Consider the following 14,129-nt stretch of genomic DNA (forward strand, 5'->3'; position numbering starts at 1 on the left):
ACATGAGCTTTCATAACCAGAGCATATTGCCTGCTGCCCGGAAAGTGAAGGATCTGGAGAAGCTTATCAAGCTGTCGTACGAATATATCGTCATTCTGGACACCCACATCAGCCAAATCCGGCCGGTTGTCGATCTGGCCAAATCGCATGGCAAGAAGCCGATTTTGCATGCGGATCTGATCGAAGGGCTGAAGAATGACGAATACGCGGCAGAGTACTTATGCCAGGTTGTCAAACCGGCAGGCATTGTCTCCACGCGGGCAGGCGTTATTGCGAAGACGAAGCAGAACGGACTGCTGGCGATTCAGAGACTGTTTCTACTCGATACGAACGCTTTGGAAAAGAGCTATGCCATGTTTGAGAGGACGAAACCGGATTTCATTGAAGTTCTTCCAGGCGTTATTCCACATATCATCACCGAGGTGGCGCAGCGGACGGGCATCCCGATCTTCGCAGGCGGCCTGATCCGTACCGTACAGGACGTGGAACTGGCGCTGCAAGCAGGAGCATCTGCAGTAACAACATCGAATTATGAGCTGTGGAAACATTTTGAGCACACGGGACGGAAAGGGGAACGCTAAGTGTCGCACAAATACATTATGGCGATCGATCAGGGGACGACAAGCTCTCGGGCCATTATTTTCGATCGACAGGGACACATTTTCAGTACGGCGCAGCAGGAGATCAAGCAGTATTTTCCGCAGCCGGGCTGGGTAGAGCATGACGCCAACGAAATTTGGGTTTCGGTGCTTGGCGTAATTGCGGCTTCGCTGTCCAAGGCTGATGTTCTTCCTGAGCAGATCGAAGCGATCGGCATTACGAATCAGCGGGAGACGGCAGTCGTATGGGACCGCCATACGAGCCGACCGATTCATCATGCGATCGTGTGGCAGTCTAGACAAACGCATGATAGTTGCGAAGAGCTGAAGCGACAAGGGCATGAGCAGTTATTCCATGAGAAAACAGGCTTGCTGATCGATCCTTATTTCTCCGGAACGAAGATCAAATGGCTGCTTGATCACGTTGAGGGAGCCAGAGAGAAAGCGGAGAATGGCGATTTGCTATTCGGTACGATCGATTCTTGGCTCGTATGGAAGCTGACCGGAGGCAAAGTTCACGTCACCGATTATTCCAATGCATCAAGAACGCTCCTCTACAATATTCACGAGCTGACTTGGGATGAGGAATTGCTCCGCATTCTGGACGTTCCAGCGTCCATGCTCCCTGAGGTTCGTCCTTCATCGGAGGTTTACGGCCACACGATCAAGCACCACTTCTTCGGGTTCGAAGTGCCGATTGCCGGTATTGCAGGCGATCAGCAGGCTGCATTGTTCGGTCAGGCCTGCTACGAGAAAGGCATGGCCAAGAACACGTACGGTACTGGCTGTTTCATGCTTATGAACACGGGCGAAGAGGCGGTTCGCTCTGAGCATGGACTGCTCACGACGATCGCCTGGGGGATCGACGGCAAGGTACAATATGCGCTGGAAGGCAGCGTATTCGTAGCGGGATCCGCGATCCAATGGCTGCGGGACGGTCTTCGAATGCTGAAGCAGACTTCAGACAGCGAAAGTTATGCGGAACGTGTAACATCTTCGGACGGCGTCTATGTCGTGCCCGCTTTCGTCGGCATGGGCACACCTTATTGGGACAGCGATGTACGAGGAGCCGTATTCGGACTCACGCGGGGAACTTCGAAGGAGCACTTCATACGGGCAACGCTGGAATCGCTCGCTTATCAGAGCAAGGATGTGCTGGACGTCATGTCTCGTGATTCGGGTCTGCCCGTCAAGGGCTTGCGCGTGGACGGCGGCGCGGTGCGCAATGATTTCCTTATGCAGTTCCAGAGCGATCTGCTTGGAGCTGCGGTCCAGCGTCCCGTCGTTAACGAGACGACCGCGCTGGGAGCGGCGTATCTGGCTGGGCTTGCCGTTGGCTATTGGGCGGATAAGCAGGAGATAGCCGAAGGCTGGAAGCTGGAGCGGACGTTCGCGCCGACGATGCCGGAGAACGAGCGGGATGCTCTATATGCAGGTTGGAAGAAAGCTGTCAATGCCGCTATGGCGTTCAAGCCATGAGCGTCCAGCTGTATAATATATAAATGCAATGCAATTATGACACTTACAAGTTAATATACGGTAGGAGATCGGGAGAACCACGTTTGTTCCCGCTGCGCTTGCGCGGCGGGATGAATGTGGTTCTTTTTTACTGCAAACAATATGACAAATGAGGGATAACTTATGAATAGAAACCTTGCAACAGAACGCTATAATCGGCTCTCCAGATTGGAACAGGAACAATTCGACGTACTCATCGTTGGCGGCGGGATTACAGGTGCAGGCATCGCTCTTGATGCTCGGAAGCGGGGAATGTCCACGGCATTGATCGAGATGCAGGATTTCGCAGCCGGGACTTCGAGCCGTTCGACGAAGCTCGTCCATGGTGGACTGCGGTATTTGAAACAGTTCGAAGTGAAGATGGTTGCAGAAGTCGGGAAAGAGCGTGCGGTCGTATACGAGAACGGTCCGCATGTAACGACGCCCGAATGGATGCTGCTGCCGTTCTATCAAGGCGGAACGTTCGGTGCGTTCTCCACGTCGATCGGGCTGCGCGTATACGATTTTCTGGCAGGAGTCAAACGCGAGGAACGACGCAAAATGCTTAGCAAAGAAGCGACGCTGGCTAAGGAACCGCTGCTTCGTCGTGATGGCCTAAAGGGCGGCGGTTACTATGTGGAGTATCGGACGGATGATGCTCGCTTGACGATCGAGGTCATGAAGAAAGCAGTAGAAGCGGGAGCGCAAGCCGCAAACTATGTGAAAGCTGAAGAGCTTCTATATGACGAGGGCAAGCTTATCGGGGTTCTCGCTCGTGACTTGATTACTGGTGAAACGTATCGAATCAAGGCGCGCCAGATCGTCAATGCAACCGGCCCTTGGGTCGATACGCTTCGCGAGTTGGATCGCTCGAAGCAGGGCAAGACGCTGCGGCTTACGAAAGGCGTTCACCTCGTGTTCGACGGACGCCGATTCCCGCTCCGCCAGGCTATATATTTCGATACACCGGACGGACGAATGGTGTTTGCTATTCCTCGCGACGGCAAAACGTACGTCGGCACGACGGATACGGATTATAAAGGCGATACCGTTCATCCACGCATGAGTGAAGAGGATCGGGATTATATATTGGCTGCTGCTAATGGCATGTTCCCGGATCTTCAATTGAGTGCAGAGGACGTCGAGTCCAGCTGGGCGGGATTGCGTCCTCTGATTTATGAAGAAGGCAAATCGCCATCGGAAGTGTCACGGCGTGACGAGATATTCGTTTCTCCTTCCGGTCTGATTACAATCGCAGGCGGCAAGCTGACAGGTTATCGCAAAATGGCAGAAACGGTAACCGATCATCTGGCGACTAAACTTCATAAACTGGCTGGCAGGACGTTCAAACCGTGCAGCACGAAGACGCTGCCGATATCCGGCGGCGATGTAGGCGGGTCCCGCCAATTCCTCTCCTACGTCAACAAGATGACAGCGGCTGGAGAGAAGCTCGGCTTGTCGAAGAAGATGTCGGAGAAGTTAGCCCGCCGTTACGGCTCGAATGTGACCGTTATTCACAATCTGATTCAGAGCGGGAAGGGCAGCGGCAGCTCAGTGGATCTTCCGATTGACCTGCGGGCGGAGCTGCTGTACGCAATCGAAGAGGAAATGGCAGTGAAACCTGTAGACTTCCTTATGCGGAGAACGGGCGCTATTCTGTTCGACATCGACTGGGCACGACGCTGGAAGGATGCAGTAATAGCGTTCATGGCCGAGTGGTTGACTTATTCCGAGGAGCAGAAGCGCGAGTATGCGCAAGAGGTTGAGCTTGAACTGGCTGGCGCATCGAAGGGAAGCGAATCGCAAGGGATATAAGGAATAAAGGATAAGAAGCTCAGATCATGAGGCATGGTCTGGGCTTCTTATTTATTTTATAATCAGAGTACTAATAGAGCAGTGAGGTGCCGGCATGTACGAGTTGAAAACAAAGCAAAACGACAACAGCGTGATCGAGTTCATCGAGCTAGTAGATAACGTTAAGAAGCGCGAGGATGCCTTTCGCTTGCTGGACATCTTCACAGAGACGACGGGTTATCCGGCTCGAATGTGGGGGCCGAGCATAATTGGCTTCGGGTCTTATCATTACAAATACGCATCCGGTCATGAAGGCGACGCCCCGCTAGTCGGTTTCTCCCCGCGTAAAGCGAAGACCAGTCTTTACTTTGCTCCGGGCGATCCGGATCGTGAAGCGCTGCTCGAACATTTCGGCAAATATACGGCTGCTAAAGCATGCGTCTATGTGAATAAGCTGGAGGACATCAACGTGGATGTGCTTCGAGCGTTGATTCAGCAATCGGTGATGTACTTACAGAAGCTGTACCCAGAAAATTAACCATAGCGACATCGTCAATAGACGAACAAAGCGAATGGTTGTTTAGGGTATAATGATATTTATCACATCGAGTCGAGTTTACATACAAATTAGAGAGATGGAGGCTGAAGGTATGTCGGATAATAGCACAAACAATACTGAGGCAAAACTGCACTTTATGTTATGGTCAACGCCGCCAAGAATAACGTTTCATCAAGATATGACGGCAGAAGAGCGGAGCATTATGCACGAGCACATCGGCTATTGGACGGACAAACAGAGGCAGGGGATTGCACTGGTATTCGGTCCTGTTCGCAAACCGGACGATCCCCATGGTCTCGCGATCATTGAAGTTGAGCATGCAGATCAAGTTGCGAAACTCATCGCAGAGGATCCAGCTGTCATCGCGGGATTGATGACGACGGAATTTTATCCGATGATGGCGGTCTTGCCGAAATAAACAATGGTTGTTTCTTATTTAACAAAACCCAACCCGGTCTAGTAGACCGGGTTTTGTCATTACTTCTGCGCATTAGGTTTTCCTTGGTTGCTTGGATCGTTAGAACGTGAGGGGCTAGTCTTTGGACTGTGTTTATTAGGCTTCGTTTTATCGCTCATGATTAAGGTCACCTCCTATATTATCCATATAGAGTATTTCACCTAACCGTTGTTCTTATTAGTATCTTTGCAATGATTAAAAACGCCTGGCGCTCGGAATAAGAGTATCATCAGAACGAGGGATGTGTAATCGTTTATAAAAGGTTAGAATTTACATGTAAAAAATAGTATCCTTTAGCTACTTCCCGATAAGGAGGATCCAAAATGTATTTTCATTTCTACCGAAAGCCGATTAGAATCCGTCAGCTTCCTCAAAATTAAATTTTGAGGAGGAGAAATATGAAAGTTAATAACGAGTATTTGAAAGAACAATTAAAACATGTGCATTGGTTGAACGGTGGTTGCTGCGCGGGCAAGACCACGATGACGAAGAAGTTCGTTGAGGAATTAGGTTTCCAGACGCTTGAGGATGATGTCATGAAATATCGTCCATTCACCAGTGCTTGGGAGTATCCGGCTCTTCAATATCCTCATCCCGGACTGGATTGGGAGAAGTGGTTTAACAAGCCTAACGATGAACATTGCAGATGGCTCGTACAGATTGTCGAGGAAATGATGGAGTTCTTCGTCATCGATCTGCTGAGAATGCCTGCGGATCGTCCGATTATTATCGACTTGGGTATTATGCCAGAGCGAATTTTACCCTTTATCCCGAAGGAAAGAATGATCTGTCTTTATACGTCGGATGAGGAAATCGAGCGGCTTTATTTTTTCCGAGAGGATCATCGAATGATTCTGGACGTCATTAATCTTACAACGAATCCGGCAGATACCATTAAGAACGGTAATAACAATATGAAGACGTTCTCCCGTGATATTCGAGAGGCATGTATACGTCACGGCATCTCAACTATTGAAAGAACAGCGAGTTTAAGTGTGGAAGAGCAATTTAGACTCGTTCGCGACCATTTCGGATTGTGATGCACGCATGAACTAATGAAATAAGAATCCGTAGAAGGGTCGTCCGTAAAGGATAGCCCTTTTTTTGCATAACTAATTTAATGCTATATTACCCGCTGCGTTGTCACAGATCATTTCAGTTAATCGTCATGTACATATAAGGCTTGCAAATATATGACTTGAAAGGAATGATGGATATGGTACAAAATAGCAGTGAGGCTATGTGGGACGTCGTCGTAATCGGAGCGGGTGCTGCTGGGTTGACGGCTTCGATTTATCTAGCAAAAGCAGGAAAGTCCGTTCTTCTGGTCGACAGAGCTTCGCAGATCGGAGGGCGTGCGGCTACAACGGAGATGGCAGCTGCCCGAGTCAATCTAGGTCCGCATGCACTCTATAGAAGCGCGCTGCCCATTCTCCATGAGGTTGGAGTCAAACCGCAGGGGGCATCGGCCAAACCGCCAGGCATGTTCCTGTTCCGCGATGCGAACGGCAAGAACAAAACGGTGCCGCTCGTTCAGTTATTGCTTGGATCGTTCCTTGCTTTTCAGGAGAAAGTTGAGCTCATCCGCTTCTACAGCCGTATCCGCAAGGAAGATACTTCAACCCTTCATAACGTTTCTCTGTCCTCCTATTTGGATTCGCGTATTGCGAGTCCGCGCGTGCGCAGCATCGTGGGAGCGCTTGTTCGTGTATCGACTTACAGTGAGGCGCCTGATCGGATTAGCGCTGGAGCCGTTATCGAACAGCTTAAGCAAGCCCAAGTCATGTATGTGAATGGTGGCTGGCAGTCCATCGTGAACGATCTCGCAGAGCAAGCGCGGCAAGCAGGGGTATCCATTCGAACAAGCACATCGGTACAAGAAATCGCAGGCAGCCGCCCGAATATGGCCGTCACTTTCAAAGATGGAACCATTGCGAACGCCCGTCATGTTATATCTACCGCTGGACCGGCGAATACGATGTCTTACCTCAATCCCGCGCCTAGTCGAGAGGAAGAGGCTGTCTATCAGCAGCTGATTCCGATTCAAGCAGCATGCCTGGATCTCGTTGTATCCGGAATGCCTCGGCCGAAGGTGAAGTTTGTGTTAGGTGCAGATTATCCGTTGTATTACTCGAATCATTCGGCTGGGGCAACCTTAACGGATAATCCGTCCCATTCGGTTATCCATGTCATGAAGTATCTGACGCCTGGCGAGCGCACAGATGCTAGAAAAGATGAACAAGAGCTAAACAACTTCCTCGACGAGATACAACCAGGATGGCGCAAGTATGTCATTGAGAAGAGATTTCTGCCGCATATGACAGTCTCTCACGGGCTCGTGACTGCCGCGACCGGGGGACTCCCGAACAGACCAGGGGCTGCAGTCGAAAGCCGGCCGGGTTTGTATGTGATTGGAGATTGGGTTGGTTCTGAAGGGATGCTGCTCAACGCATCACTGATAAGTGCCAAGGAAGCTGCAAGTCATATACTTGCAGGGAATAAACAAGACAAGGGTGAGGAAGGGATATATCGTGGAGCTTGATTCTGCCTATTTGACGTATCGACCACTGCTGCTATCCCTCGCGTATCGGATGCTAGGATCGGTTACGCATGCAGAGGATTTGGTGCAAGATACGTTCGTAACCATTCAACAGCAGGACATCCATCATGAAGGCGGACCCGTCCGCAACCTTAAATCCTATTTGTGCAAAATGGTTACGAACCGCTGTCTGGACTTCTTGAAGTCGGCTCGAACCAAGAGAGAGGTTTATGTCGGCCCTTGGCTGCCGGAGCCGCTCGTACAAGATTATGCAACACAGGATCCGCTCCAACGAATTGTGTTGGAGGATACGATCTCATATGCTTTCCTCTTCTTACTCGAGAGGCTGACACCGATCGAACGGGCTGTATTCATCCTGCGTGAGGCTTTCGAATTCGATTACAGCGATATCGCGGATTTCGTACAAAAATCCGAGACCGGATGCCGCCAGATCTACAGCCGCCTCAAACGCAAAATTCAAGAAGACAGGCCGCAGGTCGATCTTGCGGCCAGCGACCAGTCGGAGAAGCTTGTCATGCAATTTATTCACGCGACGGCTACAGGAGATATGAAGGGACTCTTCGCGATGCTTGCCGATGACATCGTGCTGTACAACGATGGTGGCGGTAAGGTATTGGCAGCGATCAGACCGATCACATCGAGCCAGCGTGTATTGGCATTCATTCAAGGGATTATGGCTAAGGAGAATGGTCAAGGTTCCATGCGCCTTGTTCGAATCAACGGGCAGCTTGGCGTTGTGCTCTACAGCAGCTATGAACCCTATCCGACGATTGTCAGCATCGAGATGCAAGATGATCGCGTTCAGCGAATGTATATCTTACGGAATCCGGATAAGATGCAGCATTTGCAATTGAGCGGGGCATAAAGCGGATATAAGTTGAAGTGAAAGAAGGCCGTTTTTAACGAAATGGCCTTCTTTGTTGTGTTGTTTCTGGTTACCGGGATGTTGACCAAGCCGTCATACGGGAAGACCGACCCCGTCAATCTCCCGAACTGCCGAATGTCATCGAGAGCGCATCTTCCATCAGATCGTATTTATCAGCGTAGTGAGCGTAGAAGGTCGCGCGGTTGATCTTCGCATGCTTCGTGATGTCGCCTATCGTTTGCCGCCGCTGGGCTGATTGTTGGCTTTTGGCGCGACAGTTGGGTCTTCTGGGGCGCCGTCCTGATCGGCTTCATTATGATTGGCGCCGTCGCCTTTCACGTACGCGTCAGCGACAAGTTCGGCGCGATCGCGCCTGCGCTGGTGCTGGCAGCTCTCGCCATCGTACTCGCTGTCTTGTGTGGCTCCCATCTAGAGGACTTCCCGAACTGAATGTACAGTTACTAGAAAAGCCGTCATTGGAATTGACGGCTTTTCTGTGTGAGCTGGGGGACGCCCTCCACCAGCCGTTCGAACACGGGGCCATTGTTGAGTGTACACTACCTATCCTGAAGGCGTGGAGAGATGGCTGATCTATCACTAACAACTTTTGCAAAAATTTAGTTGACCGGGATGATATAAAAAACTAGTCTAAATAAAGGAATATAAATCCAATTATAGAGGCTGGTTATAGAGATGACAGTTAGCGGAGTTTCTTTCTTGCAAATCCCAGTTAGCAATCTTGAACAATCTACTGCGTGGTACGTTACTAATCTGGGCTGCAAGGTGCAATGGAAACGACCAGACAACAAAATGGTTATTGTTGAACTCCCTTCGGGCCCGGAACTATTTCTCTGTGAAACGGAATTGCATCAAGGAGCAATGTCGGTCGTTATCGGCTTTGAAGCAGAGGACATTATGCATCTGTTATCTCACCTGAAGAGTAATGGGGTAAGGATTGGTGAGATCAGACAAGACAGAGGAGTCGTCGAATACGAAGATGTCAAAGAGACGCTTGGCATGGATTTTGACTTTTATGACCCAAGCGGAAACATGCTAGTGGCGCATGCCAAGTCTACTTTTGAATAAAATGTGCAATTGCAAATGAACGTTATGCAAGAAAGGGTCATCCCCATGGGATGGCCCTATGTTTGCCCTTGATGTTCGGGCGTGTCTGGTTTGAAAATTCCTCAAATTCGCTAGTGCAGTGACCCCCATTAGGAGGTTTAGGTAATGCTTCGACGTCGGAATCGAACGCAAGTCAGGTGGCTGTTTGCGAGGCTGTTGCTTGACAACATGAGAAGCCTGCTGCGAGGTTGGTTACCTCGTATGACCACACGTAAAATGAATGCTGATTCTGAGTTAGCCCAATATGCTATCCTTGCCGAAACTACGCTCCAGATGTCACGCTGGAAAGGACAAGAGGAGATTAATGCTCGTCGTTTCCATAACATGCATACCGCATGCACCCTCGTAGACGGAGTCGCTCTTAAGCCGAACGAAGTGTTCTCCCTCCGAAGGTTCTTGAAGGATTCATCAGGTAAACTTGGTTTCCAGGAAGGACCTGTCATTATAAACGGCGAGGTTGTATTCGCGACTGGCGGCAGCGTGTGTGCTGTTGCCACATTAGTATTCGATGCTGCATTGAAGGCGAATCTCGCAATTCTCGAGAAGCATAATCATAGCACGGACATGTGGGGAGAATCGCGATTCATTCATCTAGGCGGCGACGCTGCCTATGTCTATGGCCGGAAGGATCTGAAGTTCCGTAATTCGCATAATAGCGACATTATCGTGAAGGCAGCATTTGATCACAACAATATGATGCTCAGCTGCCGTATTTACGCTTTAACCCCACTCCCAGGGACGGTTCGAATCGACATTCGGCTGCTGCAAGAGATTGTGCCACCTGAACAAGAAGGTCATAAGTACCGCAATGGCTGCATCGTATCGACGCGCCGATACCTACGCATGACTAACGATCGGGAAACATTGACCTATTCCAAGAACGAAGTTTATCAGCCGTTTCGGTTGAGAGAGACGAATGAATAGGAGGGTGTAATATGCCAAGCAATAAAGGAGATATAATCGGTTACTGCTGCTTGAGAATCCCCGTATTGGATTTGAGGAAGTCAGTCGATTTTTATTGCGAAGTGTTAGGCTACGATCAGGTTTCTGCAGATTATTCGTTTGGCGAGGCGCATATTGCGTTGAAGAACGGGAACGGTCCGAGTATCTTCTTGATGGAGACGAAATCAGAAGATGTTACACAGTTGAAGTTTGTGTTTCCTCGTTCGTTCTGGATCACAAACAGCACGGGACAAGTGACGATGGTTGAACTGTTAACGAATGATTTGCTGGCTTTGCATGAACGAGTGAAACAGGCCAGCGTTCATATAGATCATGAGCCAGAGTTTACGAACGAGTATGGATTTTTCACCTTCTTTGATCCTGACGGTCATTTTATCCGAGTCGTTGAAGAAAGAGGGGAAGCCTTCGACCTTAAACATAGTATTGGTTCCGCACTTAAAAGGGAATTGACTGAGAATGAGAATAAGATGATTCAGGGGATTGCCGAGCGGATAAGCGTGGAACAACAGAAGTTTCTAGACGCTGTTGTTGCGGGATTCAGGCTGTATCACGAGATTGAAGATAGGCAATTCCGCAATACTGCTAGTGATCATGAGAGGAGTGATGTGTAATGCTGCTGAACAAGGTGATTGTAGTCTAATCCACAGATAGAGTCCTTCTGTTGGATTTCTTCTGTGGCAATCTAAGGAGGAAGTCCAGTCCAATGGTAAACTTAAGGGAAGTCACAAGAGATAATTGGTTTCAATGCACGCAGCTTAACGTAACGGATGAGCAACGCCTAATATTCACGGCACCCGTTGTATATTGGTTAGCTGACAACGTATGAAACACACTTCAACCCACTCGCTATCTATCATGAAGATGAGATGGTTGGCTTCGCCATATATTGCGTCAATGAAACTGGAATCGGAGAAATAGAAGCGATTATGATTGACCAGCATCATCAAGGAAAGGGATATGGAAGAAGTGCAATGGTTGAACTGATCAAGCTTCTTAGAGATCAGTTTCGTTGCCAAGAGGTAAGACTTAGTCATCGCAAAGAGAACGAAATCGCTTCGAACCTTTATGAGTCACTTGACTTTGAAATCATCAACTCGGAAGAAGCAATCGCTCGTCGATTAGTTTTGTAGCAGCTCTTGTTACAAGGAGATGACCGGAATAGCCTCGGCTGCTCCGGTCATTTTCTATTGAAGGTCTGATAAGCATATACATCCATAGCGGCGCATTAATCTTAGGATAGATGGTGCGGACTATGTGTCCGATCACTATTTAAGAGAGGGGGGTAGCGTTTTGAAACTACATACGAATACTTATCCATATCGTTTGGAATTAGGTTACGAATTGGGATTTGGTCCGAGCGTTTTTGATTTTATAACAGAACTCATTCTTACATTTCGAGAGCCGGGACAAGATATTCTCTTCTTATATACGAATTGGAATAGAGAACTGGATCCGCATAGGGACGAAATGATTGAAATCTCAGCGAGTAGTTTCCACGCGGGTATTATCTATGATCCTAACCAAGCTATTAGACAAAGGGTGATGGAAGTGCTGTCGCATCATTCGGCACCTAATCTCAAACATCAGGTTAATTCGGACATTATGGATGAACTGTTCTCGCAATTTATCGGAACTGCGTATAAAGAGTTGGATAAAGAGCTCTTATTGAAAATAGGAGCTATCGTACATGAAATGAACTCCGTTTATTCGTTAGAGGATCTAAATGAGATTACCCAGGCGTTTGTAAATGACCGATTGGTATACAATAATTGTTCGTGGCTGCTGCCTTATGATCGCCCCGATAATTTGAAAAGCACGCTCTGGTATCGGGCCAACACGAAAGAGGAGATCAAGCAATCGTTCGAACTAACGGATTGGTGGTTCAATTGCGTGATATTGAATGAAGAAGCCCCAGTCGAAGGGTATGATTACTTTCTTCATTTTACCGAAGAACACGGGGATGATCATGACGGGATGGTCCTTCAAATATCCCGCAGATCGACCGATCATTTTGAGAAGGTAGTTCTCCCTCGTTTGCAGGAGCTTATAAAATGACAAAAAAATGGCCGCTCAGAAATTGAGCGGCTTTCATTCATTTTCCTCACTTAAATCACTAACCGCCCAAACGGATCTGATTAATCGCTTGCGCCAGAATATCCATCGTGCGATTGGATTCCGCGAGCGTATTTGCCGTGCCTCCGACTTCGATTAGCGCGCTGTTAGGCGAGTAGTTCTGGTTATACCAACCGTTGCCGACGCTTTTATCTTTATAGTAGATACCCCTGGACAGGCCCGGGTATTTGGCCGTGACTAGCGCTTGAATCTTTTTGGCGAAGGCATCGTTTTGTCTCCAATTCGGATTCTCGAGACCGATCACGAAGTATAACTTCGCATAGTTCGTGCCCTTGATGTTGACTGTCGTCGCGCTTCTTGGGCTCGTATCGCGGTGAATATCGAATAAGTACTTGATTTGCGGATGCAGCGCAAGTTGGTTGATGATCGATTTCTCCGAATAAACGTATGATTTCGAATAAATAAATTGGCTTCCATATATCGATTCATAGTCGTAGGAGGTATGATAGACCTCCGCACCCATCGCTTGCAGGACGCCGGCCAACCGAGCTCCTAACATGGAGACATTGGTCGTTTTATTAAACGCGTAATCTGGGTTCTTAACGCCCGGCAATTCCGGGATCCACGATTCCTGACTGTGCGATTGGTAAATATAGACCGCCGGCTTTGAATCCGAGGTCGCCGCCTTATCCAAACGAATGACAAGCTTCGATGGGTCGCCGGTGTTCTGGATCTGATAGCTCAGTTTCTGTTTGAGCTCTGCCACGATGCGAATCGTCGAGGATTCCGAATCGTTCATTATGTATCGGATATTCACAATATTAGGATTGTCGGCAGCAATGTTCGATACTTCACCCATCGTACTGTCGACCGGTTCGCTGATAGCGCCATTAAACGTTACGCCTGGCAGATCAATGACTAACCGATCTGGATCGGTGAGGATGGAGACGCTCGGAGAGAAGCTCCCATCGGTTGCGATCGTTAATAGATTATTGACCAATTGAATGGACTGAAGCGACGGATATTGATCAGGCGGCAATACGGGCACATTCGGGTCGACTGCCGGATCGCTGCCGGACACATCGCTGGTTGTTCTCCACAAACTAACTGCGTAAGTTGCCGCATCCCATTTCACGACAAGACCAAAGTTCTCGGCGACGAATCGAATGGGAAGCAGCGTGACCCCATCAATGACGATTGGGGATTGCTCCAGCGGCTTCGTTGTTCCATTGAGAATCGCATAGGCTCCGTTAATCGGCAGTACGATCGTTGTCGTGTCGTTGGAAAGGGTAGCGATCTGGCTTTTCTTATCCCATACGACGTCAGCGCCTAAGTTTTCCGCGATAACGCGAATCGGCACCATCGTGGTTTGATTCATTAATTGAGGGGCAACCGGCGAGCTTAGCTTCTGGCCATTCAGATACAATTTGATCGTTGGGGTTGAAGCATAGGAAGTCGGTAGATTAATAGAGAGTACAAGCAATAGCGATAACAAAGCAATAATCGATCTTTTCATCATCCACCTCTAGTCTAGTTGTCGGGTCTAGCAGACATGTTGTCGCAGCGAGAAAACGAAAGCCTCTTAAAAATAAGAAATTATCGCCATTATATCAACCCTATATTTCTGGTAATGTCTA

General features: G+C 48.8%; 16 protein-coding genes. 14 read left to right on the forward strand and 2 right to left on the reverse strand.

Annotation, left to right across the window (positions count from 1 at the left end; all coding sequences use genetic code 11):
- Positions 1–2 precede the first annotated feature (2 nt).
- The 8 genes from SBI19_RS00095 to SBI19_RS00130 all read left to right on the forward strand — a co-directional run bounded on the left by SBI19_RS00095 (position 3) and on the right by SBI19_RS00130 (position 8,331).
- Positions 3–581 carry a glycerol-3-phosphate responsive antiterminator gene (locus tag SBI19_RS00095; RefSeq protein WP_317964165.1) on the forward strand — a complete coding sequence of 193 codons (579 nt, stop codon included), beginning with the start codon at positions 3–5 and terminating at the stop codon, positions 579–581.
- An 18-nt stretch (positions 582–599) separates the two neighbouring features.
- On the forward strand, positions 600–2,078 hold the full coding sequence (gene glpK / locus SBI19_RS00100) for a glycerol kinase GlpK (protein ID WP_317964575.1): 1,479 nt from the start codon (positions 600–602) through the stop codon (positions 2,076–2,078).
- Positions 2,079–2,240: 162 nt separating this feature from the next.
- Positions 2,241–3,911, forward strand: a complete 1,671-nt coding sequence (locus tag SBI19_RS00105) for a glycerol-3-phosphate dehydrogenase/oxidase (RefSeq protein ID WP_317964166.1) — start codon at positions 2,241–2,243, stop codon at positions 3,909–3,911.
- Positions 3,912–4,005: 94 nt separating this feature from the next.
- Complete coding sequence (locus SBI19_RS00110; RefSeq protein WP_317964167.1) at positions 4,006–4,428, forward strand: DUF1801 domain-containing protein; 423 nt, start codon at positions 4,006–4,008, stop codon at positions 4,426–4,428.
- Between the two features lie 112 nt (positions 4,429–4,540).
- Positions 4,541–4,867, forward strand: a complete 327-nt coding sequence (locus SBI19_RS00115) for a YciI family protein (RefSeq protein ID WP_317964168.1) — start codon at positions 4,541–4,543, stop codon at positions 4,865–4,867.
- A 437-nt stretch (positions 4,868–5,304) separates the two neighbouring features.
- Positions 5,305–5,946 (forward strand): hypothetical protein, encoded by a 642-nt coding sequence (locus tag SBI19_RS00120; RefSeq protein ID WP_317964169.1) that lies wholly within the window; start codon positions 5,305–5,307, stop codon positions 5,944–5,946.
- 176 nt (positions 5,947–6,122) lie between these two features.
- Positions 6,123–7,448, forward strand: a complete 1,326-nt coding sequence (locus tag SBI19_RS00125) for a phytoene desaturase family protein (RefSeq protein ID WP_317964170.1) — start codon at positions 6,123–6,125, stop codon at positions 7,446–7,448.
- The gene (locus tag SBI19_RS00130) at positions 7,438–8,331 is read left to right on the forward strand and encodes an RNA polymerase sigma-70 factor (protein WP_317964171.1); all 894 of its coding nucleotides are present in this window, start codon (positions 7,438–7,440) and stop codon (positions 8,329–8,331) included. The genes SBI19_RS00125 and SBI19_RS00130 overlap by 11 nt, the downstream gene beginning before the upstream one ends.
- A gap of 115 nt (positions 8,332–8,446) precedes the next feature.
- Here the strand turns inward: SBI19_RS00130 and SBI19_RS29500 are convergent, their stop codons facing one another.
- A complete protein-coding gene (locus tag SBI19_RS29500) occupies positions 8,447–8,566 on the reverse strand; it encodes a TetR family transcriptional regulator (RefSeq protein ID WP_348538005.1) in 120 nt (39 codons plus the stop codon).
- Positions 8,567–8,631: 65 nt separating this feature from the next.
- On the opposite strand from SBI19_RS29500, the gene SBI19_RS29530 reads away from it, so the two are divergent.
- From SBI19_RS29530 to SBI19_RS00160, 6 genes are all read left to right on the forward strand, one after another.
- Entirely contained in the window at positions 8,632–8,781 is a 150-nt protein-coding gene (locus SBI19_RS29530) for a hypothetical protein (RefSeq protein WP_350340443.1), read from the forward strand.
- A gap of 243 nt (positions 8,782–9,024) precedes the next feature.
- Positions 9,025–9,417 carry a VOC family protein gene (locus tag SBI19_RS00140; protein ID WP_317964173.1) on the forward strand — a complete coding sequence of 131 codons (393 nt, stop codon included), beginning with the start codon at positions 9,025–9,027 and terminating at the stop codon, positions 9,415–9,417.
- Positions 9,418–9,657: 240 nt separating this feature from the next.
- On the forward strand, positions 9,658–10,380 hold the full coding sequence (locus SBI19_RS00145) for a VanW family protein (RefSeq protein WP_317964174.1): 723 nt from the start codon (positions 9,658–9,660) through the stop codon (positions 10,378–10,380).
- An 11-nt stretch (positions 10,381–10,391) separates the two neighbouring features.
- Positions 10,392–11,030: a VOC family protein gene (locus SBI19_RS00150; RefSeq protein ID WP_317964175.1), complete on the forward strand. Its 639-nt coding sequence runs from the start codon at positions 10,392–10,394 to the stop codon at positions 11,028–11,030.
- Between the two features lie 201 nt (positions 11,031–11,231).
- Positions 11,232–11,549, forward strand: a complete 318-nt coding sequence (locus tag SBI19_RS00155) for a GNAT family N-acetyltransferase (protein WP_317964576.1) — start codon at positions 11,232–11,234, stop codon at positions 11,547–11,549.
- Between the two features lie 160 nt (positions 11,550–11,709).
- On the forward strand, positions 11,710–12,474 hold the full coding sequence (locus SBI19_RS00160) for a hypothetical protein (protein ID WP_317964176.1): 765 nt from the start codon (positions 11,710–11,712) through the stop codon (positions 12,472–12,474).
- 58 nt (positions 12,475–12,532) lie between these two features.
- On the opposite strand, the gene spoIIP is transcribed toward SBI19_RS00160, so the two are convergent.
- The gene (spoIIP, locus tag SBI19_RS00165; RefSeq protein WP_317964177.1) at positions 12,533–14,011 is read right to left on the reverse strand and encodes a stage II sporulation protein P; all 1,479 of its coding nucleotides are present in this window, start codon (positions 14,009–14,011) and stop codon (positions 12,533–12,535) included.
- Positions 14,012–14,129 lie beyond the last annotated feature (118 nt).

It is taken from the genome of Paenibacillus sp. CCS19 (assembly GCF_033239625.1).
Classification (GTDB): Bacteria; Bacillota; Bacilli; order Paenibacillales; family Paenibacillaceae; genus Paenibacillus_T.

Excerpts from the sequence above, each read along its gene's own strand:
- SBI19_RS00095 (WP_317964165.1), top strand. The coding sequence starts at position 3 with ATGAGCTTTCATAACCAGAGCATATTGCCTGCTGCCCGGAAAGTGAAG.
- glpK (WP_317964575.1), top strand. The coding sequence starts at position 600 with ATGGCGATCGATCAGGGGACGACAAGCTCTCGGGCCATTATTTTCGAT.
- SBI19_RS00105 (WP_317964166.1), top strand. The coding sequence starts at position 2,241 with ATGAATAGAAACCTTGCAACAGAACGCTATAATCGGCTCTCCAGATTG.
- SBI19_RS00110 (WP_317964167.1), top strand. The coding sequence starts at position 4,006 with ATGTACGAGTTGAAAACAAAGCAAAACGACAACAGCGTGATCGAGTTC.
- SBI19_RS00115 (WP_317964168.1), top strand. The coding sequence starts at position 4,541 with ATGTCGGATAATAGCACAAACAATACTGAGGCAAAACTGCACTTTATG.
- SBI19_RS00120 (WP_317964169.1), top strand. The coding sequence starts at position 5,305 with ATGAAAGTTAATAACGAGTATTTGAAAGAACAATTAAAACATGTGCAT.
- SBI19_RS00125 (WP_317964170.1), top strand. The coding sequence starts at position 6,123 with ATGGTACAAAATAGCAGTGAGGCTATGTGGGACGTCGTCGTAATCGGA.
- SBI19_RS00140 (WP_317964173.1), top strand. The coding sequence starts at position 9,025 with ATGACAGTTAGCGGAGTTTCTTTCTTGCAAATCCCAGTTAGCAATCTT.
- SBI19_RS00145 (WP_317964174.1), top strand. The coding sequence starts at position 9,658 with ATGACCACACGTAAAATGAATGCTGATTCTGAGTTAGCCCAATATGCT.
- SBI19_RS00150 (WP_317964175.1), top strand. The coding sequence starts at position 10,392 with ATGCCAAGCAATAAAGGAGATATAATCGGTTACTGCTGCTTGAGAATC.
- spoIIP (WP_317964177.1), bottom strand. The coding sequence starts at position 14,011 with ATGATGAAAAGATCGATTATTGCTTTGTTATCGCTATTGCTTGTACTC.